Raw genomic sequence first — 22,702 nt, forward strand, 5'->3', positions numbered from 1 at the left:
CTACGCGGGTTTGCCGAGCAATTCGGCGACGACGTTGCGCAGCGTCTGTTCCTGCGCGTGCCCCTCGACGAAGGAGAGGACGTAGCCGCGCTGGTGCCAGTCGCCCTGGAGTTCCGACGCTGCAAGCGCTTTCTCGGGATGGAAACTGCTTAAGACGTCGGGCGGCATCAAGCCGACGCCGAGGCCATGACGCACCATCGCGAGCATGGTGTCGAAGCCGCTGACGGTGAAATTGTCGGGGAACAGCCGCCCGCGGCTGCGATACGCGCGTTGCACTGCGGATAGAACCGCCGAGCCTTTGCCGAGGCTCACGATGGGAAGGTCGAGGATGTCGTCGATGCCGACCGGGTCGTCGTGAAACTGGAAATGCGCGCGGCTATAGACCAGCACCAGGCGGTCTTCCTTGTACGGCGATTTGGCGAGATCGAGAAAGCCGCTTTTCTTTTCGTAGATGCCCACGTCGATTACTTTGTCGCGCAGCAGTTGCTGCACGATCTTGCTGTTCTCCTCGACGATCTTCAACGTGATGCCGGATACTTGCGCTGAATGTCGGCAATCTCGCGCGCCAGAAACTGGATGACGACGGCCTTCGGCGCGCCGATGATGATGCGCCCGTCGAGGCCATGATTGAGCGCTTGTGCGTCGCCTTCGAGGCGGTCGATGAGGTTGTCGATTTGCCGGATGTATTGCAGCAGCTTCGCGCCCGATTCCGTGACTTCGACGCCGTGCGGCACGCGCTTGAATAGCTTGGCGCCGAGTTGTTCTTCCAGGTCCGACACGCGGCGGGAGGCGGCCGCTACCGCGAGGCCGAGCTTGTCGGCGGCGCGGGAGATGCTACCTTCTTCCACGATGGCGAGGATCAGTCGGACGGTGGTGGTGTCGAATTTCAACGGGGCTCCGGGCGTGGCTTTTCGGGCTTGGGCGTTGGGTGGTTTTGTTGCGGCGCTGGACGCGCCGGGTGTTGTTTCGCGATGCCGCGTTTTGCACATGATAGCCGGGGGTGGAGTTGGGCTGAGTGCGTGGGCATTGGTGAGCCCGCGTCGATAAAGGGGGTATCGATCCGCGGGCTGTTTTGCGGTTTTCTCGCCGGCTCGAGGTCTGGACGGATTGGCGTTTGTCGCTTCTCTTTCGTTTGTTTGTCCGGGACGTTGGGCGCGGGTGGTGAGTTAGTGCTTGAGTCGGATCGGCTGACGCGCGATGTCCGCGCTCACGCTCGACGCGCTTTTGACTTTGACGGGCGTGCGTTTGCGTGGCGTGGTTTTGGCCGGCGCCGGGGTTTCCGCCGCTATCTTCGATGCGTCCGCGAGTAGGCGCGTGGCCTGGCCGGCCGTGATGCGCGTGTGAGCGATGCCCTTGGCGTCCAGGGCGATGACCTGAAAAAGTTCGCGGTCGCAGGCAAGTTCCTGCTGGTATTGCTCGCCTGTTTGGACGAGTAATTCGAGCATGGTTCGCTGGCGGCGACGTTCGTCGCTGGTGATTGCCGGGTTTTTACAGAGCGTGGCCGCGAGGGCGACTAGCGTTTCCAGTTTGCTCATCTGCCGGTCGCATAAGTCGAAGGCGGATAGGGCGAGCTTTTCGTATTGGAGTGCGTCGACTGGCGGGCGTGATGCGGGTTGTTGTTTTGTGGTTTTGGTCATGATGCGATCTCCCTTTTTGACTTGCTTTGGGGTGCCCGACACTCGCTTTAAGGTGGTGAGCGGGCACGTGATGGGATTGGAAGACCGGTGCTGCACCAAACCGGCGAACCTCGCGGCTCCCCCACCACGGCCCGCCCATTGGAATATAGACGTGCAGGGATAGACGCACACCCGCCTGAACGGGTGTGCGGGTACAGAGACAGGCTTCCAAACCCGACCCTTGGTGTTTTCCGAGGGCTTGGTGATTATAAGCAGGGTGAGAGGGTAATGTTCAACTGGGTGGGACAAATGGTTGAGGTTGGCTAATTGGATAAGGATTTGATTGGAGGCGGGCTCGCGTCAAAAGCACGGCATGCTCGGATGCCGTATTTCTTAAATAATCCCAGTTAGTTCTCAAGTTTCTAAGAAAAGGTATGCTGCGCGTCCTATTGGCCTCGGCTAACTGTGCCGGTCTTTTGGGCATCACGAGGATCAGCCCGATTCTGGATTGGTTATACAGCGAGAACGGCTATCGGCTACTCGCGCCGCTTTTCCGCCTATTCGGCGCCGTGGGCGTTGAAGGGCATGAAAAACGTAATAGTGGGCGTGCTGCTCGTGGCGAGTTTCATCATCGCGTTGTTCATCGCATGGATCCTCATTGCCTTGCGAAAGTGCTGAAAAACGCGAGACCTTCAACCACGGCAATAAAGATCCCTACTTCACCCCTCCCAACGCCAACCCCTTAACCAAATACCTCTGCAACCACGCAAACACTACCGAAACCGGCAAAGTCGCACAAAGCGTGGCGGCCATCACAAGATGCCACTCGACAACATACTTCCCCGCGACCATATCAGTCACTTGCACGGTAAGCGTCTTATTCTCCGGCGACCGAATCAACGTATAAACAACAGCAAACTCATTCCACGCATTGATAAAAGTAAAGATCGCTGTAACGACAATCGCAGGCACGGCCAACGGCAAGAACACCTTGAAAACAGCCCTCGTCCTCCCGCACCCCTCGAGCCAAGCCGCTTCCTCGAGATCTCGCGGCACAGTCTGAAAGTAAGAAGACAACATCCAAACAGCAAACGCGATATTAAAAGCCGCATAAGAAACGATAACCCCAATCTTGGAGTCAACCAGATTTCCATCGCCATAAGGAATCATCGCGGCAAGCCGGAACAGGCCCACCACCAGCAAGATCGGCGACAACATCTGCGTCACCAGAAGAAACTGTCGATACAACCCCCGCCCGCGAAACGGAAACCGCGCCAACGCATAAGCCGACGGCAAACTCACCGCCAGCGCAAGCAACGTCGACAGCAAACTGATCACGGTGCTGTTCCGCAAAGCCACACCAAAGTTGGCGGCCTTCCACATATCGACAAAATTGCTCCACTGCCAATGCACCGGCAACCACCGCGCCGGATAAACAAAGATCTCCGAAGCCGGCTTCAACGCAGTAAACAACATCACGGCAAACGGAAACAACACCACCACAATCAGCGGCGACAACGCCAACCAGCACCACAGCGAGCGCTTCGTCTTCAAACTGAGGCTCATGTCGGATCTCCTTCTTTCGCGGGCTGCAAGCGCAGATAGGCGATCGAAAAAACGAACAGCATGACGAGCATGATCAGCGACACCGCCGCAGCTTCGCCGGGACGCCCCAGCCGGAATCCTAGCTCATACAGATACGTGACGAGAATATGCGTGCTGTTATCCGGCCCGCCTTGCGTCATCACCCAGATAATCGGAAACGAGTTGAACACATAGATCACGTTCAACAGAATCGCCATGTTGATGAACGGCCGCAACAGCGGCATCGTCAGCTTGCGAAACTGCTGCCAGGCGCTCGCGCCATCCATGCGCGCCGCTTCGTAAATATCGCCCGGCACCGACGACAACCCGCCCAGCAGAATCGTCACCGTAAAGGGAATCGACACCAGAATGCCCACCGCGATCTCCACGGGAAACGCGAGCTCCGGCGTCGCCAGCCAATGGATCGGCCCGCTGATCAACCCCAAGCGCTGCAACGTCACGTTGACCATGCCGTAGTCATCGTTGAAGGACCAGCGCCACACCACGGCGGTCATTGTCAGCGAGACGGACCACGGCAGCATCACGATCGTGCGCGCCACGCCGCGTCCATGGAAATCCTGATTCAGCACCAGCGCAACCGGCACCGAAATCAACACCGTGCCGCCCACCACGAACACGGTCCAGACAATCGTCCGGCGAGCCGCCGAGAGAAACGTGGGATCGGTAAAGACGGTGTAGAAGTTTTGCAGACCGGTGAAGCCGCGAATCGCGCCGAACCTCGACACCTCGTGCAGCGATTGCCACACGATGTTGAAAATCGGATAGCTGATGATGAACAGCGCCAACACCAGGCTCGGCGCAATCAGCAACCAGGGCGCTTGCAGGCGCGAAGAAGCGGAACGGCTCATGCGTGCTCGATCGTAAGAGGCGTGCGTCAATCAGCGCACGCGACGGGATGGGCCGGATACTGCATTCGTGCAATACGAGCGAAACGCGCGCCGCCTTCGCAACGGCGGCGCGCGTTTCGTGTTCAGCAACTTACAAAGAAATCACCGCGCAAACACACAGCGATCAATGACCGAGCGACTTGTTCGCTTGCGTGGCCGCCGCGTTCAACGCATCCGCCGGTTTCGCCTTGCCCAGGTAGACCGATTGCATCGCATCGGTCACGGCCTTCGCGGTGTCTTCCCAGCCGGTCACGGTCGGTGCGAAGCGGGCCGTCGGCAGCAACGCGACGAAAGCCTTGGTGTCAGGATCGTTGAACGCCGGATCGCTCGATTCCGCCTTGGTGGTCGGCAGGAAGCCTTCGGTCGTCGTGAACTCCACGCGCGGTTCCTTCGTGAACAGATAGTCGAGGAACTTCCACGCGGACTTTTTCACCTTCGAGTTCTTGAACATCACGATCGAGTCCGTCACCGCATAGGTGGCGTGCGTCGTGCCCATCGGAATCGGATCGATGCCGTACTTCAGGTTCGGCGCTTCCTTCTTGATCTGCTTCGCGAGGAACGGCGCGGAGATCATCATCGCGACGCGGCCCTGCTTGAACAGGTTCTGCACGTCCTCGCGGCTGAAGCCGGTCACGCCCGGTTGCGTCAGACCCTGATCGATCATCGTCTTATAGAGCGTGGCCGCCTTGATGCCGGCCGCCGAATTGAACGCGGCCTTGCTGTCCTTGCCGACGACGTCGCCGCCGTTGGTCCACAGCGCGTAGTAATAGTAGACGTCCGTTTCGATTTCCTTGCCTTGCAGGCCGAAGCCGGCAACGCCTTGAGCCTTCAGTTTCTTCGACGCTTCTATCACGTCGTTCCAGGTTTTCGGGCCGTCGGGATAGCCGACCTTCGCGAGCAGGTCTTTGTTGTAGTAGAGCGCGCGCGCGGATGCGGCGATCGGCAAGCCGTACACCTTGCCGTTGATTTCGCCCGGTGCGAGGAACGGGCCGATGAAGCGGCCCTTGAAGCTCGCGTCCATGTAGCCGTCGAGCGGTTCGGCGACGTCGTCCTTCACGAAGTCGAGCAGCCAGCGCGTGCCGACGATCGCGAGGTCGGCGTTGGCGCCACCGGAAATGTCGGTTTGGAGTTTCTGTTGCAGCGTGTCCCAGTTCACGTCTTCGATCTTGATGGTCGTGCCGGGATTGGCCTTCTCGAAGTTGCGGGCCATTTTTTCGAAGTACGGCGCGGTGGCGTCGCTGTAATGCGCGACGGTGACGCGGACCGTGTCGGCATGAGCCGCCACGGCGAAACCTGCAAACGCGAGCGCCACGGCAACTTTGCCTAGCGCGAGGGAAGCACGGGCATGCAACGACATTCTCTCTCTCCTGTGTCGATCGGAGTTAGCGCTTTAGCGCTTATTCCGGTCCCAACCAGCGGTGTCGATCGGAGTTAGCGCTTGAGCGCTTACTCCGGTCCCAACCAACGGTGTCGATCGGAGTTAGCGCTTGAGCGCTTACTCCGGTCCCAACCAACGGTGTCGATCGGAGTTAGTGCTTTAACGCTTACGCCGGTCCATCCAACGATGGTTGGGGGTGGTCCGCTGCCGTCGCCGGCCGCTGCGGTTGAATTGTTTGAAAAAATCCTACAGGACGCAAAATAGCTTGTCACGTAGGGTCTGCGATATTTCTTCTCAGCCGTGTTTGTGCATAAGATGCTCTAAACCAAGGGGTATTCTGTATTGCGCGAAGTCACGGATACCCAATCTTCGGGATGGCTAGGCAACCGCATTGAAAGTCAGTGTGTAATAAATTTACAGGCCAGATGCGATCCCCGGCAGCGAATCAGGAGCGAGGGCAGACATGAATCGTGTGGTGTTGGTCACGGGCGCTTGCGGCGGCATCGGCAGCGTGTTGTGCAGGCGTTTCGTGGAGCAGGGCGATACGGTGCTCGCGCTCGACATCGACGCGGTCGCGCTTCACGGCTTGGCCGCGCAACTCGGCGCGGCGCACGTCACGCCGATCACAGCCGATCTCGGCGACGCCGCCGCGGTGCAGCAAGCGGTGGTCGACGCGGTCAAGTCGCGCGGTCCGGTGGACGTGCTGGTCGCCAACGCGGGCGCCGCGGAAGGGCTCACGCTCGCCACAACCGATGCCGCGAGCTGGCAACGCGACATTCATTTGAATCTGAACGGCACGTATCACACGGTGGAAGCGGTGCGCGCGTCGATGATCGAGCGGCGCCAGGGCGCGCTCGTGCTGATCGGCTCGGTGAACGGCATGGCCGCGCTCGGTCATCCGGCGTATAGCGCGGCGAAGGCCGGGCTCATCAGTTACACAAAGGCGCTCGCGGTTGAACTCGGCCGCTACGGGATTCGCGCGAATATCGTCTGTCCGGGCACGGTGAAGACGCAAGCGTGGCAGGCGCGCGTCGATCGAAACCCGCAAGTGTTCGAGGATCTGAAGAAGTGGTATCCGTTGCGCGACTTCGCGACGCCTGACGATATCGCGGATGCGGTGTTGTTCCTTGCGTCGCCGATGGCGCGGGTGATTACCGGCGTCGCGTTGCCGGTCGACGGCGGCCTGATGGCGGGCAATCGTCTGATGGCGGAAGAACTGACGCTCGAATCGCTGTAAGAGGTTTGAGCACGTCGAACCCCGCGCGAAGTGGAACCAACGAAGCACGACGATGAGGACAGCATGGCAGCAGTGCAACTGAGCGGCATCTTCAAACGCTATGGCGACACGCAAGTGGTGCACGGCATCGATCTGCATATCGACGACGGCGAGTTCGTCGTGCTCGTCGGTCCGTCGGGCTGCGGCAAGAGCACGCTGATGCGCATGGTGGCGGGGCTCGAGGAAATCAGCGGCGGCGATCTGATGATCGGCGGCACGCGTGCGAATACGCTGCCGCCGCAGCAGCGCAATATCTCGATGGTGTTTCAGAGCTACGCGCTTTATCCGCATCTTTCGGTCTACGAGAACATTGCTTTCGGGCCGCGGATTCGCAAGGAAGCGGCGGCGAATTTCAAGCCGCGCATTGAAGCCGCCGCGAAGATGCTGAACCTCGGCGGTTATCTGGACCGCTTGCCGCGTGCGCTTTCCGGTGGTCAGCGGCAACGTGTGGCAATGGGGCGCGCGGTGGTGCGCGAACCGTCGCTGTTCCTGTTCGACGAACCGCTGTCCAATCTCGACGCGAAATTGCGCGTGCAGATGCGCACGGAAATCAAGGCACTGCATCAGCGGTTGAAGAACACGGTGATCTACGTCACGCACGACCAGATCGAAGCGATGACGATGGCCGATCGCATCGTCGTGATGAACGCGGGGCGGATCGAGCAGATCGGGCGTCCGTTGGAACTGTATGACCATCCGGCGAACCTGTTCGTCGCGAGCTTTCTTGGTTCGCCGTCGATGAATTTCGCCGAAGGCGTGCTGGAGCGTCGCGCGCAAGGGCAGGGCCTCGCGTTGAAACTGAACGACGGCGGCGAGATCGTGCTGGAGGGCGCGCCCGCGTCGGCGGTGGTCGGCGCGAAGGTCACGCTCGGAGTGCGGCCCGAACACATCGAGACCATGACGCAAACGCCGGACGCCACGATGGCAGTGGAAGTCGTCGAGCCGACTGGCGCCGAGACCCACTTGTACGGGAAAATAGGCGGCGGCATGTGGTGCGTCACGACTCGCCAGCGCTCGAAAGTCGAGCCCGGTCAGCGCGTCACGCTGCGTCTGCCGGCCGAGCATATTCATCTGTTCGATACGCAGAGTGGACGCAGGCTGGTCTGAACCGCGCGTTGCCGCTCGAGCATGATTCGAGCCGAATGAAAGTGATTGAAGCTGCGACGCGACGCGGATTCATTTAACCCATAAGGAACACCGGGTGTCCGCACCGAACTTGATTCCTCACATCCGCAGCGCACTGGCTAATCTGCGGCCCGCCGAGCGCAAGGTCGCCGAGATGGTGCTGAGCGATGTCGACTTCGCGATGCGCGCGAGCATCACTGAACTCGCGCAGCGCGCGGAGGTTTCCGAGCCTTCCGTTACGCGGTTTTGTCGCGCGATCGGTGCGCATGGTTTGCGCGACTTCAAGATGCAACTGGCGCAGAGCGTGGCGGGCGGGGTGCCGTATGCGTCCACGGCGGTCGCGCGTGACGACGATGTGAAGACGTTGATCGACAAGGTCGGCGAGGCTGCCGTCGATGGAATCACGCATGCGCAAGCTGCGCTCGATCCGGCGGTGGTCGAGAGTGCGATTGCGGCGTTGTCGAGCGCGCGGCGGGTGTTTTTCTTTGGCGTCGGCTCGGGGTCGGGGCTCGTTGCGCAGGATGCGGCGTTGAGGTTCTTGCGGCTCGATATCGCGTCGACGGCTTTTACCGATGGTCATTTGCAGCGGCTTTATGCGGGGCTGATGGAGCCGGGCGATGTGGCTTTTGCGATTTCGCATTCGGGGCGCAGCGTCGAGGTGAATGAAAGCATTCAGATCGCCAAAGAGCGTGGGGCGACCACGATTGCGCTGACTAATGTCGGTTCGCGGTTGGCGTGGCTGGTCGATATTCCGCTGTTATTGCGCGTGCCGAGTCCGATTGATCCGAACACGCCGGGCGTGTCGCGGCTCGTGCATTTGTGCATCATGGATGCGCTGGCTATCGGCGTCGCGCTTAAAGCGGGTCCCAAAACCCTGGAGAAGATGCGGCATGCGAAAGCGCGGTTGGCGTCGCATGAGCCGGAGGCGGCGGGGGATTGATGCGGTGAGTGGCGTTTAGTCGGTTGTTCGGAATGAGCGAGCCAGCCGTGTGAGAAGAGTGCGGTTTACGCCATTCGATTGTTCGACTGCCAAAACGATTGTTTCCGCCAGCCGCCGCCTGCCTGGCAAGCGTTCACCCCGCCCCCGCCATCCACCCAAACCGCCGCGACAACCTCAACGCCGCCGCCCGCAACGTTTGCGCTGGCGCACCGGCCAGCCCGCTATCGAAGCTGCCGCTCGGCCCCATCAGCGCGAGCACGAGGCAAATGCTGCCGGTATGGTCGAACACCGGCGCGGCCAGCGTATCGATACCAGGCACAGGTCGGCTGAGAGCAGTATCGATGCCGTCCGCGCGGATCTGCACAAGGCGCTGCGCGTAAGCTTTGCTCAACTGCGGCAGCGGTGGCGCGGCGTTCTTACGACCCGCGCCTTTCAGCGCGGCCGGATCGTCAAGCACCTTCCCCACGAAAACCTCGGCAGCCTGAGCCCCCGCCAGCCGCAAATGATCCTGCGCCAACAGCCCAACGCGCACATCGTCCGCGACATAGGCCGCGAACACGCGTCCAATCGCCGTATTCACCAGCGACATCACGGTGCCGACCCGCAAGCTCACATGCAGCGGCCGCGCCGATTCCTCGAGCCGCACGACGGTTGGCCCGAGCGGACCGAGCACCGCCATCGCGACGCTCATCCCCGTCGACGCCGCCAGTTCCACCACTTCCGGCTCGGCCTCCCGCGTCGGCGACAAGCGTTGCAAGCCGATCAACCCAAGCTCCAGCGCAAGCGGCCCCGCCTGGAAACAGCCCGCCGCATCGCGATCGAGCAAGCCGATTTTCAGCAGACTCACCAGATGCGGAAACGCCTTCGCCGGCGGCATGCCCGCAGCGGCCGCCAGGTCGCGCAAGGTCAAGGGCCGCGCGGCCGCGACCAGCGCCGCGAGCAGCTCGCCCGTGCTATCGAGCGATTGAATGCCGCGCTGCGGTTTCGTATCCGTGGAAGCGGCGGCGGTGTGCGAAGTGTCGAGAGTATCAGTCACGATGCGGAAGTAGCCAACAAGGAAGGCGCTGCCGCCAACTCGGCGCCGATGTCATGAGCCGCGGCGAGCAACGCGCGAGCGATCGCACCATCGGCGGCGACGTCCATCGCGCCGGTCGAGCCGATCACGGTCAACGCGAGGGATAAGCGGCTGTCGGTATCCAGCACCGGCGCACTCAAACTGCTGATGCCCGGACTCGGCGCATTCACGCTGGTTTCCAGCCCGCGCGTGCGAATCGCGGCCAGCGTGGCCTCGAAAGCGGCGCGTTCATTGGCCGGCATCATGGCCGCGATCTTTCCCGACGACGCCCCGCCCGACTGATTCGCCCACATCGCCTCAACCGCCTCGCGCGGCAGATAAGCGCAAAACACGCGACCCGTCGACGTGGCCGGCAGCGACATCACCGTGCCCACATGCAGATTCACGTGCAACGGAAACCCCGCATGTTCATAGCGAACGATGGTCGGCCCTTGCGGTCCCGCAATGCAAATCGCGACGCTCAAGCCGATCGCTTCGGCCAACGCCGCCACGCGCGGCACGGCGGCGCGAAACGCCGGCTGACTCTCCAGATGCAGCAAACCGAGCCGCAAGGAAAGCGGCCCCGGTTCGTATCGGCCGGATAACTCATCGCGTTTGATCAGACCTAAGCGGCTCAAACTCACCAGATACGCATGCGCCTGCCCCGGCGCGATCTGTGCGGCGGCGGCGAGATCCGACAACGCCAGCGGACCGCGCGCCTGCGCGAGCGCCAGCAACACGCGGCCACCGACCTCGACGCTCTGAATGCCGCGCTGCGTCTTGCCGCCGTCCGCCGTCTCGTTGCCGCCGGCGTTTTTGCCGGTGGCTGGTTTCGCTGCTTTGCTCACACCCGAGCTCGTCTGTGAAAAAGGGTTCATGTTAACCGAAGGCGTGCGTCTTCCTGTCCTCATCTTAGTCCTCGATGAATTTGCGTATGGCAATACGCTTCGCTATTGACAAATAAACGGACGCAGCCATAAGATGCATTCACCCCGACATACCGGCGCAGTCACAGAGTCAAAACGGGGCGAGACAATCCTCCAATACCGCAGCCAGCGCAGTCGCGCGCGGTCGGCCGTCTCGCCTCATATCCAATTCTCGAGGGAGACAAGCATGGCAAAGGCATTCGCATCCCAGGCCGATCTGGAAGTCAAGAAAGTCACGTGGACGCAACTGTCCGAGAACGCCTACGCGTACACCGCCGAGGGCGATCCGAATTCCGGCGTGATCATCGGCGACGACGGCGTGCTGATCGTCGACACCACCGCCACGCCGGCGATGGCGCAAGACCTCATCGCCCGCATCCGCAGCGTCACGGATAAACCGATCAAATACGTCGTGCTCTCGCATTACCACGCGGTGCGCGTGCTCGGCGCCTCCGCGTATTTCAAGGAAGGCGCGCAAGAGGTGATCGCGAGCCGCGGCACCTACGAAATGATCGTCGAGCGCGGCGAAGCGGATATGAAGTCGGAAATCGAACGCTTCCCGCGTTTGTTCGCCGGCGTCGAAACGGTGCCCGGTTTGACGTGGCCGACGCTCGTGTTCGAAAAGGAAATGACGCTGTTCCTCGGCAAGCTCGAAGTGCGCATCGCGCATCTGGGCGCCGGTCATACGAAGGGCGATACGGTGGTGTGGCTGCCGTCGCAGAAGGTGCTGTTCTCCGGTGACCTGGTGGAATACGACGCGGCGTGTTATTGCGGCGACGCACAGCTCGAACAATGGCCGGCTACGCTCGAAGCGCTGCGCGCGCTGAAAGCGGACAAGCTGGTGCCGGGCCGCGGCCCCGCGCTGACCACGCCGGAAGACGTCGACAAAGGCCTCGATTACACGAAGGACTTCGTCACCACGCTGCTGCAACAGGGCCGTGAAGCCGTCGAACAGAAGCTCGATCTGAAGGCCGCGATGGCGCACACGCGCAAGGCGATGGATCCGAAGTTCGGCCATGTGTTCATCTATGAGCATTGCCTGCCGTTCGACGTCTCGCGTGCGTTCGACGAAGCCAGCGGCATCACGCATCCGCGCATCTGGACCGCGCAGCGCGACAAGGAAATGTGGGACGCGCTGCAAGCCTGATAAGAAAAGCGCACCAGAGTAGAGAAGGACGGAGACACAACATGAGCACCAACTACCAGACGCTGTCGTTCGAATACAAGCCGTGCCGCGAGCAGTCCGAGCGCGGCGGCGCGGACCAGGCGGCCTATCCCGTGATCGTGGTCGGCGCGGGCCCGGTGGGTCTCGCCACCGCGATCGACCTCGCGCAGCAGGGCGTGCCGGTCGTGCTGGTCGACGACGATTGCTCGCTGTCCACCGGCTCGCGGGCGATCTGTTTCTCGAAGCGCTCGCTCGATATCTTCGATCGCCTGGGCTGCGGTCAGCGCATGGTGGACAAGGGCATTAGCTGGAATGTCGGCAAAGTGTTCCTGAAAGACGAACTGGTGTACACGTTCAATCTGCAACCGGAGGCGGGTCACAATCGGCCCGCGTTCATCAACCTTCAACAGTATTACGTCGAAGGTTTCCTGCTCGAACGCGCGCAGGAAATGCCGAACATCGAGATCCGCTGGAAGAGCAAGGTTGTCGGTGTAGCGCAGAACGGCGCGCCGGGTGCTCGAGACGCGGGCGTGACGCTGACTGTCGACACACCCGACGGTCCATATGATCTGCGCGGCCGTTATGTCGTCGCCGCCGACGGTTCGCGCAGTCCAATCCGCAATCTGCTGGGACTCGACAGCAAGGGCGTCACGTTCAAAGACCGCTTCCTGATTGCCGACGTCAAAATGGAAGCGGACTTTCCGACCGAGCGCTGGTTCTGGTTCGATCCGCCGTTTCATCCGAATCAGTCGGTCTTGTTGCATCGTCAACCGGACAATGTGTGGCGGATCGATTTCCAGCTCGGCTGGGACGCCGACCCTGTGCTGGAAAAAACGCCGGAGCGCGTGATTCCGCGCGTGCGCGCCTTGCTCGGACCGGACGCGAAGTTCGAACTGGAATGGGTGAGCGTCTATACGTTTTCGTGCTTGCGCATGGAGCGTTTCCGGCACGGCAACGTGCTGTTCGCGGGCGATTCCGCGCATGGCGTGTCGCCGTTCGGCGCGCGCGGCGCGAATAGCGGCGTGCAGGATGCCGAAAATCTCGCCTGGAAACTGGCGATGGTGCTCGAAGGCAAAGCGCCGGACACCTTGCTCGATACCTATGCAAGCGAGCGCGAATTCGCCGCCGACGAGAACATCCGCAACTCCACGCGCTCAACCGATTTCATTACGCCGAAAAGCCCGGTGAGCCGCGTGTTCCGCGACGCCGTGCTGAAGCTCTCGCGCCATCATCCGTTTGCGCGGCAGTTGACGAATAGCGGCCGGCTCTCCGTGCCGGCGGTGTTGCGCGATTCCCCGCTGAATACCGCGGACAGCGACAGCTTCGAAGGCGCGATGGTGCCGGGCGCGTCGTGCGTCGATGCGCCTGTGCAGCAGGAAGGACAACCGGCGTGGCTGTTGCAGCAACTCGGCCAGCAGTTCACCGGCGTGTTGTTCCGCGGTGAGCAAGGCATCGATCACGCGACGCAGGCCGCGTTGGATGCGTTGCACGCGAGTCCGATTCCGTTGAAGCTCGTTGTAGTGACGAGCGGCAATGCAAAGGCCGCGTCCTCCACCGGCGTGCAAATCGTGCACGACGCCGAAGGTCTTGCAAGCGCGCGCTACGACGCGAAACCCGGCACGTTCTATCTGATCCGCCCGGACCAGCACGTCTGCGCGCGTTGGCGGCAACTCGACGTGGACGCCGTGGCGCATGCATTGAAGCGCGCATTGTGCGTCGAAGGCACCGCCTGAAAACAGCACGCAAAAGCACGAATAGAAAATAGCAGGAGACGAACATGGCACTGAACACGCGACCCAATCTCGAACGCCCCGACGATTTCTACGAGGCGCTGATCGACATGCATCGCGATCTGGACGACGCGCAGAGCCAGTCGGCCAATGCGCAACTGATCCTGTTGCTCGCCAACCATATCGGCGATCACGCGACGCTGCTCGAAGCCATGCGTTACGCGCACGAAGGCGCGGCAGACACGTCGCCGCGCGGCGGCGAAGCGCATCCCTTGGCGGCGTAAACCGGCAACGTAGCGACCAGGAGCGCAAGCACGCGCGTGGCTATTCCAAAGCTCACGCGCATTCCACCGCGGCAGCGCTGCGCATCCGCGCCAACGCCTGCCGTTCCAGCAGAAGACACAACGCGGCGCATCAAGACGCCGGACCCAGCGGGTCCGTTGGACCCTCACGTTTGGAGATAACCGATGAGCCAATCCCTCGCCCCCGCGCTCAAGCCGGGCGCATCCGCTGCTGCGCACGACGATCTGCTGTATCGCAAGGTCTCGCTGCGGATCATTCCGTTTCTATTCGTCTGCTACGTGGTGTCGTTTCTCGACCGCATCAATATCGGCTTCGCGCAATTGCAGATGAAGCACGACCTCGGTTTTAGCGACGCAATGTACGGTCTCGGCGCGGCGGTGTTCTACGTCGGCTACGTCCTCTGTGAAGTGCCGAGCAATTTGCTGCTCGCGCGTTTCGGCGCGCGCCGCACGTTCACGCGGATCATGCTGCTGTGGGGCGTCGCGTCGGTCGGCATGATGCTGGTGTCGAAGCCCGCGCACTTCTATTTGCTGCGCTTCATGCTGGGCGTATTCGAAGCGGGCTTCTTTCCCGGCATCGTGCTGTATCTGACTTACTGGTATCCGGCGCGCAGGCGTGCGGCGGTGCTGTCGATCTTCTTCGCGGGCGTCGCGGTGGCCGGCGTGCTCGGCGGACTGGTGTCCGGCTGGATCATGCGCGACATGGGCGGCGTGTGGGGCATGTTCGGCTGGCAGTGGATGTTCATCATCGAAGGTGCGCCCGCCATCGTGCTGGGTCTGATCGCGGCGTTCTATCTGGTGGACGGCCCGCAGCACGCAAGCTGGCTCAACGCCGACGAAAAAGCGCAACTGATCGCGCAACGCGACGAAGACCGCCGGCCCTTCTCCGACGCGCATTCGTCGCGTGCGCTCATGCAGGCGCTGCGCAATCCGCGGGTTTATCTGTTCGCGTTCATCTATTTCTCGCTGACGTGTGCGTCGTTGACGCTGAGCTTCTGGATGCCGCTGATGATTCGCGACTTCGGCATTCACGACGTATTGGCGATCAGCCTGTATAGCGTGGTTCCGAACGCTGTCGGCGCGGTGGGGCTGATTCTGATTGCGCGTCACTCGGATCGCCGCGGCGAACGCCGCCGCCATTTTGCGGCGTGCACGATCGGCGGTGGCATCGCACTCTCGCTGTTGACGCTGCATCTGAGCAGCTTCCCGGCGATGCTCGCGATTCTCTCGCTGGCCGCGGTGTTGATCTTCGCCGCGCTGCCGATCTTCTGGACGGTGCCGTCGAGCTATCTGTCGGGCACCGTGGCCGCGGCCGGGATTGCGTTGATCAGCAGCATCGGCATTACGAGCGGCATCGTGAGCCCTTGGGTGATCGGTCTCATCAAGACGCACACCGGCAGCATGGATAACGCGCTTTATGTGTTGACCGCGTTGCTGTTCGTCAGCGGCGCTGCATTGCTGATCGGCGTGCCGAAGGAGATGAAGCGCATCTAAAGATCGAGTGGCTTCGGGCGTCAGTTCGGGTAGAGTCGCGATTATTGCCTTGCGAGCGCGTGTATCACGTCCGAACCTTTGCGATGTATTCGATCGAAGCTGTTCCATTGCCGCACGAGGGCCCGTCCGACATGATGTTGTGGCGGGTCGATTTCGCTTTCGCCGCGTCGCTGGATGACGCGGCCTTCGCGCCGCTCAGCGGCGACGAGCGCGCGCGTGCCGGCAACTTCCGCCGCCATGAGGATGCGTTGCGCTTTGCGAGCGTTCGCGTCGCGCTGCGTGAGCAACTTGCGCCGCGGCTCGGCATCGCGGCTAACGCCGTCCGTTTTACGCCCGATGCAAACCACCGTCCCCGTCTCGCGGATTCCAATGCGTACGACTTCAACGTATCGCATGCGGGCGCGCATGGGCTCATCGCGATGTCGGCGGTTCGGCGCGTCGGCGTGGACATCGAGCAGCGCAGCGATGAATTCGATTGGCGTTCGATTGCGTCGTTGACGCTCGCGCCGGACGAGGCCGCATGGATCGAGCGTCTGGACATGAGCCAGCAGATCGACGCCTTTTACGACGCCTGGGTCGCGAAAGAAGCGCTCGTGAAAACGACGGGCGTGGGCGTCACGCGCGGGTTGCAGCATTTGACGGTGTTGCCGCGCGAGCGTACTCAAGTGACGCTGCGCAACCGGATTGCGGACGACATGCGCGAGATCGCCGCATGCTGGATCGCGGCGCCGGATGGATATGCCGCGTGCGTGGCGTGGTCGACGAAAACGCGCGGCTAGGCGCTCGCCGGATCGAACGCCGAAGCCTTCGGCCAGCCAAAGGTATGCACCTGCGTGACTGGTTGCGCGAGCGCGACCGCCGCGCGAATCTTGCCGGGCATCGGCAGATCGAGCACATGCCAGCGGCCATGCTCCGCGAGATCGAACGCGTGCGCTGTGGCATCGCTCAGGAGCAGGTCCGCATCCAGATCGACGGGCGCATGGCGCAACGCATTGCACAGGCTGCTGTAGCGCACGTGTCGGCGTGAGGCTTCGGGCAGCTCGCCAATCGCCTTGCCAGGCGACGGCGCGATCACGCTCAGTCCCAGCGCCGTCGACGCAATGCCGACGACGATCCAGATACCGCCATACGCAATATCGATGACGATGCCGCGGCCATCATGCGGATGACGCGCGCGCAGCTTCTCTTCGCCGTCGTCCAGGAGATCGATGCTGCGAGGCTCGCAGTCGAACAGATTCCCGACGATCCAGCGCGCCACCACGCGCGCGACGATAAAGCGTTTGCGCAGCGCGGCGTTCGGATGCAGCCGCGCGCGCTCGCGCTCGGTCTTCGAGAGCCAACTGTCGCCTTCCTGCACCGGCACGGGCAGCCATTCACAGCGGAATCGCCACAAATGCAGCTCGCCCGCGTGCGGCGCGGCAAGGCTGCGCGGATAGTGGCGCGTCAGCGGGTGCGATACGAATGCGGGCGCGGCCGCGGAGGCGATGACGCGAGCGATTCGCGCGGGCTGCGCGATGCGTTCGATGCTGGCATCGGCGGACGCCTCGTCCACGTCGGCCGCGCGTGGGTTGCCGCTGTCGGCGTCCCGCGCATGCTTCGACACGGGCGGCGCCGCGGACGCTAATTCCGATTCCAGTTCCAACGGCATGCGCTCCGCTCCTCAATGCATATACGTGACGCGGCGCGCTTGCACGTCGAGTTCCACGCCGGCGTCGAGCAGATCGATCGCGAACCAGCGGATCAGCTTCAACACGCCGCTGACGGCAGGCCCAGGCAGCCACTCGCTCAGCATGCGCAACGCGGCTCCGCTATGCGTTTTTTGCAGCAGCGCGATGGTTTGCAGAATCACGGCTTCGTCCTTGCCGAGGTCGCTCGCGCAGCGGCAGCGCATGTCGAGCGGACGATACGACACATGCATCAGCGAACGCATCAGCAGGTCGAAGTGTTCGATGCCGTCTTGCCGCAAGCCCGCGCCGCTCAGAATGTCGCGCCAGTGCACGCCGCCGCGCGCGGTTTCGCAAGCCGGCCGAAGCCATGTGCGTACCGCGCTGAGGACCGTGCGGTCGGGGGCGTTGGTGCTGTCGGCCGGATGATCGTCGATCAGTTCGGGACGGCTGCTGTAGTGAGAGCGGAAGTTCATCGATGCTCCTGAATGGACACGGTCCAATGCGTCGCGCCGGCCTGAGCGGATGAGTGCCGCGTCGCAGGCCAGCGCTTGTTGCGTGCGACGGATAGGCGATGACGCGGCCTCTGTTCAACTGCTTGCGGCTACCGCTGCAATTGCGCGGCGTAGGCGTTCGGCCTCGGCGCGGCTGACGTTCGGCGTGGTCATGAATTCGTGTGTTCGGTTTGCGGCAAGGGCTTCATGATGGAGTAATTTGCGTCTAGATGCAAATCATTCTCATTTGGAGGGTGTTCGACGGCTCGTTGCCCTGCAACTAACTGTCAGCCCCGCCAGGCGTCCACGGATATGATGACGAAGCGGCCGTTCCACACGCCCGCCGCAATCGGTCTGCAGACAATCGTTGTCTATCGCGCCAGCCAATGCCGACAAAATCAATCGACACCGCATCGACCTCCACCGCCATCGAAACGGCCCAACGTCTGCCGACGCTGGCGCTCGCCGCCGCGCTATCGCTCGGCAGCGCGATCGCGCTCGGGTTCGCCCGCTTCGCGTACGCACTGCTGTTGCCGTCGATGAAACTCGACCTCGGCTGGAGCTTCGCCGAAGCCGGCGCGATGAACACGGCCAATGCGCTCGGCTATCTGCTCGGCGGGGGCTGGCTTTTCCACGGCTTGCGCGCCGCTGGTCGGCCGGCGCATTATTCGGCGCCGGTTGCATCGCCACGGCGTTGCTGATGGCGTGCAGCGGCCTGCTCGCCGATACGCATTCGCTGCTCGCCTTGCGCGTGATCACCGGCGCAAGCAGCGCGGCGATTTTCATTAGCGGCGGCGTGCTGGCGGCGCGGCTCGCATCGGCGAGACCACGCGATGCGGGGTTCGTCCTCGGCTTGTATTACGGCGGCACGGGATGGGGCATCGTGGCTTCATCGCTGCTCGTACCGCTGACGATCTTCAACGTCGCGCACGGCTGGCAGTTCGCCTGGTTCGCGCTGGCCGCGGCGTGCATGGCGTTCTCGATCGTGGCGATAGGCGCGGCCAAAAAAATCGAAAGCGTGCACGCGACAGTGCATACGGCAGCGCGGTCGGCCAACGCCGCGGATGCGCCGCGTTGGCCGCGCTTCATTGCGGCGCTCGCGGGCTACACGTTGTTCGGCGTCGGCTATATCGGCTACATGACCTTCATCGTGGCGCTCCTGCGCAACGCGGGCATGAGCGCGTCGGTCGTGACCGGCTTCTATCTGCTGCTCGGCGTGGCGACGGTGGTCTCGGCACGCGTATGGTCGGGCTTGCTGGACCGCATGCGCGGCGGCCAGGCGCTCGCGCTGCTCAACGCACTGCTCGCGATAGCGACGCTGTTGCCCGCGCTGTTCGCGCAGCCGTGGGTGGCGTTCGTCTCGGGCGTGCTGTTCGGCGCGACGTTTCTCTCGGCCGTTGCATCGACCACGGCTTTCGTGCGCCACAATCTGCCCGCGAGTCACTGGGCCAAGGGCATTAGCGCATTCACGATCGTGTTCGCGTTCGGACAGATCGTCGGGCCGATGGTGATCGGTTGGGTATCGGATGGCGCGGGCCTCGCGCGCGGTTTGATCTATTCCGCGCTGCTGCTCGCGGCCGGCGCGGTGCTCGCCGCGTGTCAAAAGCCGTTGCGTGAAGTGTGAGCCGTCATTTCAAACCTGCACCGAAGGAATGCTCTTCATGCAGCGCAGCGCGAACATCGAGCGGCTGTGACGAATGCCGGCGATCTTGTAGAGCTTCTCGCGCAGAAAGCGCTCATAGCCCGCTGTGCCGTCGACCGCCACTTTCACCAGATAGTCGTAGTCGCCCGAGACGAGATACGCTTCGAGCACTTCAGTCAGCGTCGCCAGTTCGGCGCCGAAGCGGGCGAGGGCGTCATCGTCGTGGCGATCGAGCGTGACCTCCAGCAGCACCACGTCCGCGAAACCGAGCTTCTGCTGATCGAGCAACGCGACATAGCCGCGGATATACCCCTCGGTTTCCAGTTGACGCGTGCGATTCCAGCACGCGGTGGTCGACATGCCGACCAGTTCCGCGAGTTCGGCATTGCTCAGGCGCGCGTTCTTCTGCAGCTCGCGCATGATCTTTCGATCCTGGTTATCCAGTGGACGATTACGGGCGCTCATGGCATTTTCGGAAGCTTGTTCTGATAAACGCCATTCTAGCGGAAGATCATTCCAATACCCGCCGATGCGTCAACTGCTTTAAGAAGCCTATCCAGCCCGCGTCCAGGTATATTTTCAGGGTGCATTCGTGCTCGGAACAACCAACTGGTCCGCAAGGCGACAAGCCTGCGGCGTCGCGGCCACAAGCCGCGCTCCGGTGTTCTCGCTGCTTTTACCCAAGGCGGCACGCGGGCGAATTCCGGCATCGACCCTCGCCTGAAGACGGCGCTCGCCGGGCATGGACGCATGTTCCTCGCCGCTGTATGCGGAAGGAAACAGGAGAAGAAACGCCCGCATGCGGACGTCGAGAAATGCGCGGCGACGTAAAGACGTGGCGCCGCGCCAGGACCCTCTTCGGACCCACTGCGTGGGTCGAGCGTTAATGGAAAATGAGGTACAGGATCACCAGTACGATCAGCGGAACGCCGAGAAGCCAGCCGAGTAGATAAGGCATGATGGTTCTCCTTGTGGAAGTTTGAAGACGCTCGTAATTCAGCATCTGTCGTGCCCGACATAGGCGCGCCCACAAACCCTTCTCGTACAAGAAGAGAGAGCCTCGCACCTCAAGGCAAATTCTCCCGTAGAACAATACTGAATTGCACCGGCTTCACATCGCTCATTGCATCGCGTTTGTCCCGCACGTTGCGGAAAATCCGCAGACAATTTCCCACCATCGCTTGCGGCGTTTGCGTGATCAACGCGTCCATCGTTCCGTCGATCAATAGCGCTCGCGTATCGGGCGTCAAGCCGTGACCGACGAACAGAATCTTCTGCTCGGAACGCGCTTCGACAATTGCGCGCGCAACGCCATCCGATCCCCCGCCGCTGTTGTAAATGCCGGCGAGATCGGGATGCTGCTCCAATAGCTTGCGCGTCTGCATGTAGTTGCGCTCGCTGTCGTCGTGTCCTTCGCGCAGTCCGATCACGCGCACTTGCGGAAAGGTCGATTCGATCAGATGCAGAAAGCCGATCTCGCGTTCTTCATGCCCGCGATAGTTGAGGCTGCCAGCAAGCATCGCAATCTTGCCGCTCGGCCGCGGCCCCATGAAACGCCCCAGCAGCAACGCGGCCGTGCGTCCGGCGGAACGATTGTCGATGTCCACATAAGCGAGCCGCCGCGCATTCGATAGATCCGAAATCAACGTGATCGCCGGCACGCCCTGGTCCGCGAGCGCATTCACCGCGTCGCGCACCACGGGATGCTCGAGCGCCATGAACACCACGCCGTCCGCGCGTTGTCCGTAATGCAGCAGACGGTCGGCCAGTTCCTTCGGATTGAAACTCTCGACGTAATGCACCCGGCACTTCATGTCCAACGCGTTCCACTGAGCGTGAGCGAAGTCGATATAGTCGCCGAGCATGCGCAAGTAGCGATTGGTGCCGGCAGGCAGCAGAAACGCTATACGCATCGGTTTGGAAGCGGACGCGGCAGGCGCGCCAGGCGCGAGCAGATAGCCGAGTTGCGCGGCCGCGTGCATCACGCGTTGCGCGGTGACGGCGCGCACGCCTTCGCGGCCATTGAGCACACGATCCACGGTGGCGGTCGACACACCGGCGGCGCGCGCAATGTCGGGAATGCGGGCGCGCGCGGCGGCGGTGAGGTGAAGCGGTTCGGACATGGCAGTCCTTCGCAGGGGAGTCCATCAAAAAACATCAAGTTCGCGGTTTGACAGCGGTTGCCGCGCACGCCTAGTCTTGCAGCTATCACGCGACGACTCAACACCAGCGACAGGAAATCAAGGCGTTGTTCAAAGCGATGAGGGTTTTTGATGGATTCGACAGTCACATCAATTATAAGCAAGGAGACACTCAAATGACCAACCTCGCGAGACGCACGCTGCTGCGTGCCGCGGCCGCCGTACCGGTGGCGGGCGCGCTGGGCTTTCCGTCGATCGTGCGCGCCGCGTCCGGCTCCGAGTTCGTGTTCAAGTACGGCAACAACTTGCCCCTCACGCATCCATTGAACGTGCGCGCGCAGGAAGCGGCGAATCAGATCAAGGAAGCGTCCAAAGGGCGCATGGAGATCCGCATATTCCCCAACAACCAGTTGGGCGGCGATACCGACATGCTCGCGCAGGTGCGCAGCGGCGGCATCGAGATGTTCACGCCGTCGGCGCTGGTAGTGTCGACGCTCGCGCCATCCGTTGCGATCAACGCGGTCGGCTTCGCGTTCAGCGACTACAACCAGGTATGGAGCGCGATGGACGGCAAGCTCGGCGCCTATGTGCGCGCGGCGATGCAAAAAGCCGGTCTCGAATCGTTCGAGAAGATGTGGGACAACGGCTTCCGTCAGACCACCACCAGCAACGGCCCGATCACGAGCGCGCAGAACATGCGCGGCCTGAAGATTCGCGTGCCGGTGAGCCCGCTCAGCATCGACATGTTCAAGGGTCTCGGCGCCGCGCCGACCAGCTTGCAATTCAGCGAAGTGTATTCGTCGCTGCAAACGCATATCGTCGATGCGCAGGAAAACCCGCTGCCGATCGTGCAAGTCGCGAAGCTCTATGAAGTGCAGAAGTACTGTTCGCTGACCAATCACATGTGGGACGGCTACTGGTTCGTGCTGAACCCGCGCGCCTGGCAACGCTTGCCGAAAGACCTGCAAGGCATTGCCAGCGACGCCTTCAATCAAGGCGCGTTGAAACAGCGCGAGGACGTGCGCAAGCTCAACGACGCGGCTATCGCCGATCTGCAAGGCAAGGGCCTTGCGATCAACCGCACCGCGCCGGATACGTTCCGCGCGGCGCTGCGTCAAGCGGGTTTTTACGCGCAATGGAAAGGCAAGTTCGGCAATGAGGCGTGGGACCTGCTCGAACAATCGGTCGGCAAGCTCGCTTGAGTTCGGCTTACGCCCGCGAGCACGAGCGGTGAATGCGCAAGAGACGAAGCGCGGCGGCCCG

General features: G+C 62.2%; 19 protein-coding genes and 2 pseudogenes. 10 read left to right on the forward strand and 11 right to left on the reverse strand.

Going from position 1 to position 22,702, the window contains the following annotated elements; all coding sequences use genetic code 11:
• From ACTJLC_RS15130 to ACTJLC_RS15150, 5 genes and pseudogenes are all read right to left on the reverse strand, one after another.
• A pseudogene (locus tag ACTJLC_RS15130) lies at positions 1-890 on the reverse strand (LysR family transcriptional regulator).
• A gap of 276 nt (positions 891-1,166) precedes the next feature.
• Entirely contained in the window at positions 1,167-1,637 is a 471-nt protein-coding gene (locus ACTJLC_RS15135) for a hypothetical protein (protein WP_073428769.1), read from the reverse strand.
• 693 nt (positions 1,638-2,330) lie between these two features.
• A complete protein-coding gene (locus tag ACTJLC_RS15140; protein WP_440844431.1) occupies positions 2,331-3,182 on the reverse strand; it encodes a carbohydrate ABC transporter permease in 852 nt (283 codons plus the stop codon).
• Positions 3,179-4,069 (reverse strand): carbohydrate ABC transporter permease, encoded by an 891-nt coding sequence (locus ACTJLC_RS15145; RefSeq protein ID WP_310122236.1) that lies wholly within the window; start codon positions 4,067-4,069, stop codon positions 3,179-3,181. The genes ACTJLC_RS15140 and ACTJLC_RS15145 overlap by 4 nt, the downstream gene beginning before the upstream one ends.
• 163 nt (positions 4,070-4,232) lie before the next feature.
• Positions 4,233-5,465 carry an ABC transporter substrate-binding protein gene (locus ACTJLC_RS15150; RefSeq protein WP_310122238.1) on the reverse strand — a complete coding sequence of 411 codons (1,233 nt, stop codon included), beginning with the start codon at positions 5,463-5,465 and terminating at the stop codon, positions 4,233-4,235.
• A gap of 484 nt (positions 5,466-5,949) precedes the next feature.
• Here ACTJLC_RS15150 and ACTJLC_RS15155 point away from each other — a divergent pair, with 484 nt between their 5' ends.
• The 3 genes from ACTJLC_RS15155 to ACTJLC_RS15165 all read left to right on the forward strand — a co-directional run bounded on the left by ACTJLC_RS15155 (position 5,950) and on the right by ACTJLC_RS15165 (position 8,827).
• Positions 5,950-6,723, forward strand: coding sequence for an SDR family oxidoreductase (locus ACTJLC_RS15155; protein ID WP_440844434.1), 774 nt, complete (start codon positions 5,950-5,952; stop codon positions 6,721-6,723).
• A 63-nt stretch (positions 6,724-6,786) separates the two neighbouring features.
• A complete protein-coding gene (locus tag ACTJLC_RS15160) occupies positions 6,787-7,869 on the forward strand; it encodes an ABC transporter ATP-binding protein (RefSeq protein ID WP_083082061.1) in 1,083 nt (360 codons plus the stop codon).
• A 94-nt stretch (positions 7,870-7,963) separates the two neighbouring features.
• Complete coding sequence (locus ACTJLC_RS15165) at positions 7,964-8,827, forward strand: MurR/RpiR family transcriptional regulator (RefSeq protein ID WP_073428761.1); 864 nt, start codon at positions 7,964-7,966, stop codon at positions 8,825-8,827.
• Between the two features lie 133 nt (positions 8,828-8,960).
• On the opposite strand, the gene ACTJLC_RS15170 is transcribed toward ACTJLC_RS15165, so the two are convergent.
• Complete coding sequence (locus tag ACTJLC_RS15170; protein ID WP_440844436.1) at positions 8,961-9,863, reverse strand: IclR family transcriptional regulator; 903 nt, start codon at positions 9,861-9,863, stop codon at positions 8,961-8,963.
• Complete coding sequence (locus ACTJLC_RS15175) at positions 9,860-10,759, reverse strand: IclR family transcriptional regulator (protein WP_440844438.1); 900 nt, start codon at positions 10,757-10,759, stop codon at positions 9,860-9,862. Before ACTJLC_RS15175 ends, ACTJLC_RS15170 begins: the two co-directional genes overlap by 4 nt.
• Positions 10,760-10,994: 235 nt before the next feature.
• Between ACTJLC_RS15175 and ACTJLC_RS15180 the strand changes: the two genes are divergently transcribed.
• The 5 genes from ACTJLC_RS15180 (at position 10,995) to ACTJLC_RS15200 (ending at position 16,277) form a co-directional block, all read left to right on the forward strand.
• The gene (locus ACTJLC_RS15180; RefSeq protein WP_083082097.1) at positions 10,995-11,954 is read left to right on the forward strand and encodes an MBL fold metallo-hydrolase; all 960 of its coding nucleotides are present in this window, start codon (positions 10,995-10,997) and stop codon (positions 11,952-11,954) included.
• A gap of 41 nt (positions 11,955-11,995) precedes the next feature.
• Complete coding sequence (locus tag ACTJLC_RS15185) at positions 11,996-13,705, forward strand: FAD-dependent oxidoreductase (RefSeq protein WP_440844441.1); 1,710 nt, start codon at positions 11,996-11,998, stop codon at positions 13,703-13,705.
• 44 nt (positions 13,706-13,749) lie between these two features.
• On the forward strand, positions 13,750-13,986 hold the full coding sequence (locus tag ACTJLC_RS15190) for a DUF2783 domain-containing protein (RefSeq protein ID WP_083082100.1): 237 nt from the start codon (positions 13,750-13,752) through the stop codon (positions 13,984-13,986).
• 183 nt (positions 13,987-14,169) lie between these two features.
• Positions 14,170-15,498 carry an MFS transporter gene (locus ACTJLC_RS15195; protein WP_440844443.1) on the forward strand — a complete coding sequence of 443 codons (1,329 nt, stop codon included), beginning with the start codon at positions 14,170-14,172 and terminating at the stop codon, positions 15,496-15,498.
• Positions 15,499-15,581: 83 nt separating this feature from the next.
• Positions 15,582-16,277: a 4'-phosphopantetheinyl transferase family protein gene (locus tag ACTJLC_RS15200; protein WP_310122254.1), complete on the forward strand. Its 696-nt coding sequence runs from the start codon at positions 15,582-15,584 to the stop codon at positions 16,275-16,277.
• On the opposite strand, the gene ACTJLC_RS15205 is transcribed toward ACTJLC_RS15200, so the two are convergent.
• Positions 16,274-17,146: a hypothetical protein gene (locus tag ACTJLC_RS15205; protein WP_440844446.1), complete on the reverse strand. Its 873-nt coding sequence runs from the start codon at positions 17,144-17,146 to the stop codon at positions 16,274-16,276. The two genes, ACTJLC_RS15200 and ACTJLC_RS15205, sit on opposite strands and share 4 nt — an antisense overlap.
• Positions 17,147-17,158: 12 nt before the next feature.
• Positions 17,159-17,638, reverse strand: a complete 480-nt coding sequence (locus ACTJLC_RS15210; RefSeq protein WP_440844448.1) for a hypothetical protein — start codon at positions 17,636-17,638, stop codon at positions 17,159-17,161.
• A gap of 404 nt (positions 17,639-18,042) precedes the next feature.
• Here ACTJLC_RS15210 and ACTJLC_RS15215 point away from each other — a divergent pair.
• Positions 18,043-19,280, forward strand: a pseudogene (locus ACTJLC_RS15215) (YbfB/YjiJ family MFS transporter).
• A gap of 9 nt (positions 19,281-19,289) precedes the next feature.
• Here ACTJLC_RS15215 and ACTJLC_RS15220 read toward each other — a convergent pair.
• Both ACTJLC_RS15220 and ACTJLC_RS15225 read right to left on the reverse strand, forming a co-directional pair.
• Complete coding sequence (locus ACTJLC_RS15220) at positions 19,290-19,763, reverse strand: Lrp/AsnC family transcriptional regulator (RefSeq protein ID WP_440844450.1); 474 nt, start codon at positions 19,761-19,763, stop codon at positions 19,290-19,292.
• Positions 19,764-20,365: 602 nt separating this feature from the next.
• Positions 20,366-21,421, reverse strand: coding sequence for a LacI family DNA-binding transcriptional regulator (locus ACTJLC_RS15225; protein WP_440844452.1), 1,056 nt, complete (start codon positions 21,419-21,421; stop codon positions 20,366-20,368).
• Between the two features lie 194 nt (positions 21,422-21,615).
• Between ACTJLC_RS15225 and ACTJLC_RS15230 the strand changes: the two genes are divergently transcribed.
• The gene (locus ACTJLC_RS15230) at positions 21,616-22,641 is read left to right on the forward strand and encodes a TRAP transporter substrate-binding protein (protein WP_440844454.1); all 1,026 of its coding nucleotides are present in this window, start codon (positions 21,616-21,618) and stop codon (positions 22,639-22,641) included.
• The last annotated feature ends 61 nt before the right edge of the window (positions 22,642-22,702 follow it).

Source organism: Paraburkholderia sp. 22099, from assembly GCF_052045835.1.
In the GTDB taxonomy this organism is placed as follows: Bacteria; Pseudomonadota; Gammaproteobacteria; order Burkholderiales; family Burkholderiaceae; genus Paraburkholderia; species Paraburkholderia terricola.

What these genes read in the sequence shown, in the direction of transcription:
- ACTJLC_RS15210 (WP_440844448.1), bottom strand. Translation starts at nt 17,638, where the DNA reads ATGAACTTCCGCTCTCACTACAGCAGCCGTCCCGAACTGATCGACGAT.
- ACTJLC_RS15155 (WP_440844434.1), top strand. Translation starts at nt 5,950, where the DNA reads ATGAATCGTGTGGTGTTGGTCACGGGCGCTTGCGGCGGCATCGGCAGC.
- ACTJLC_RS15140 (WP_440844431.1), bottom strand. Translation starts at nt 3,182, where the DNA reads ATGAGCCTCAGTTTGAAGACGAAGCGCTCGCTGTGGTGCTGGTTGGCG.
- ACTJLC_RS15145 (WP_310122236.1), bottom strand. Translation starts at nt 4,069, where the DNA reads ATGAGCCGTTCCGCTTCTTCGCGCCTGCAAGCGCCCTGGTTGCTGATT.
- ACTJLC_RS15200 (WP_310122254.1), top strand. Translation starts at nt 15,582, where the DNA reads ATGTATTCGATCGAAGCTGTTCCATTGCCGCACGAGGGCCCGTCCGAC.
- ACTJLC_RS15160 (WP_083082061.1), top strand. Translation starts at nt 6,787, where the DNA reads ATGGCAGCAGTGCAACTGAGCGGCATCTTCAAACGCTATGGCGACACG.
- ACTJLC_RS15175 (WP_440844438.1), bottom strand. Translation starts at nt 10,759, where the DNA reads ATGAACCCTTTTTCACAGACGAGCTCGGGTGTGAGCAAAGCAGCGAAA.
- ACTJLC_RS15190 (WP_083082100.1), top strand. Translation starts at nt 13,750, where the DNA reads ATGGCACTGAACACGCGACCCAATCTCGAACGCCCCGACGATTTCTAC.
- ACTJLC_RS15220 (WP_440844450.1), bottom strand. Translation starts at nt 19,763, where the DNA reads ATGAGCGCCCGTAATCGTCCACTGGATAACCAGGATCGAAAGATCATG.
- ACTJLC_RS15180 (WP_083082097.1), top strand. Translation starts at nt 10,995, where the DNA reads ATGGCAAAGGCATTCGCATCCCAGGCCGATCTGGAAGTCAAGAAAGTC.
- ACTJLC_RS15195 (WP_440844443.1), top strand. Translation starts at nt 14,170, where the DNA reads ATGAGCCAATCCCTCGCCCCCGCGCTCAAGCCGGGCGCATCCGCTGCT.
- ACTJLC_RS15185 (WP_440844441.1), top strand. Translation starts at nt 11,996, where the DNA reads ATGAGCACCAACTACCAGACGCTGTCGTTCGAATACAAGCCGTGCCGC.
- ACTJLC_RS15225 (WP_440844452.1), bottom strand. Translation starts at nt 21,421, where the DNA reads ATGTCCGAACCGCTTCACCTCACCGCCGCCGCGCGCGCCCGCATTCCC.
- ACTJLC_RS15135 (WP_073428769.1), bottom strand. Translation starts at nt 1,637, where the DNA reads ATGACCAAAACCACAAAACAACAACCCGCATCACGCCCGCCAGTCGAC.
- ACTJLC_RS15205 (WP_440844446.1), bottom strand. Translation starts at nt 17,146, where the DNA reads ATGCCGTTGGAACTGGAATCGGAATTAGCGTCCGCGGCGCCGCCCGTG.
- ACTJLC_RS15150 (WP_310122238.1), bottom strand. Translation starts at nt 5,465, where the DNA reads ATGTCGTTGCATGCCCGTGCTTCCCTCGCGCTAGGCAAAGTTGCCGTG.
- ACTJLC_RS15230 (WP_440844454.1), top strand. Translation starts at nt 21,616, where the DNA reads ATGACCAACCTCGCGAGACGCACGCTGCTGCGTGCCGCGGCCGCCGTA.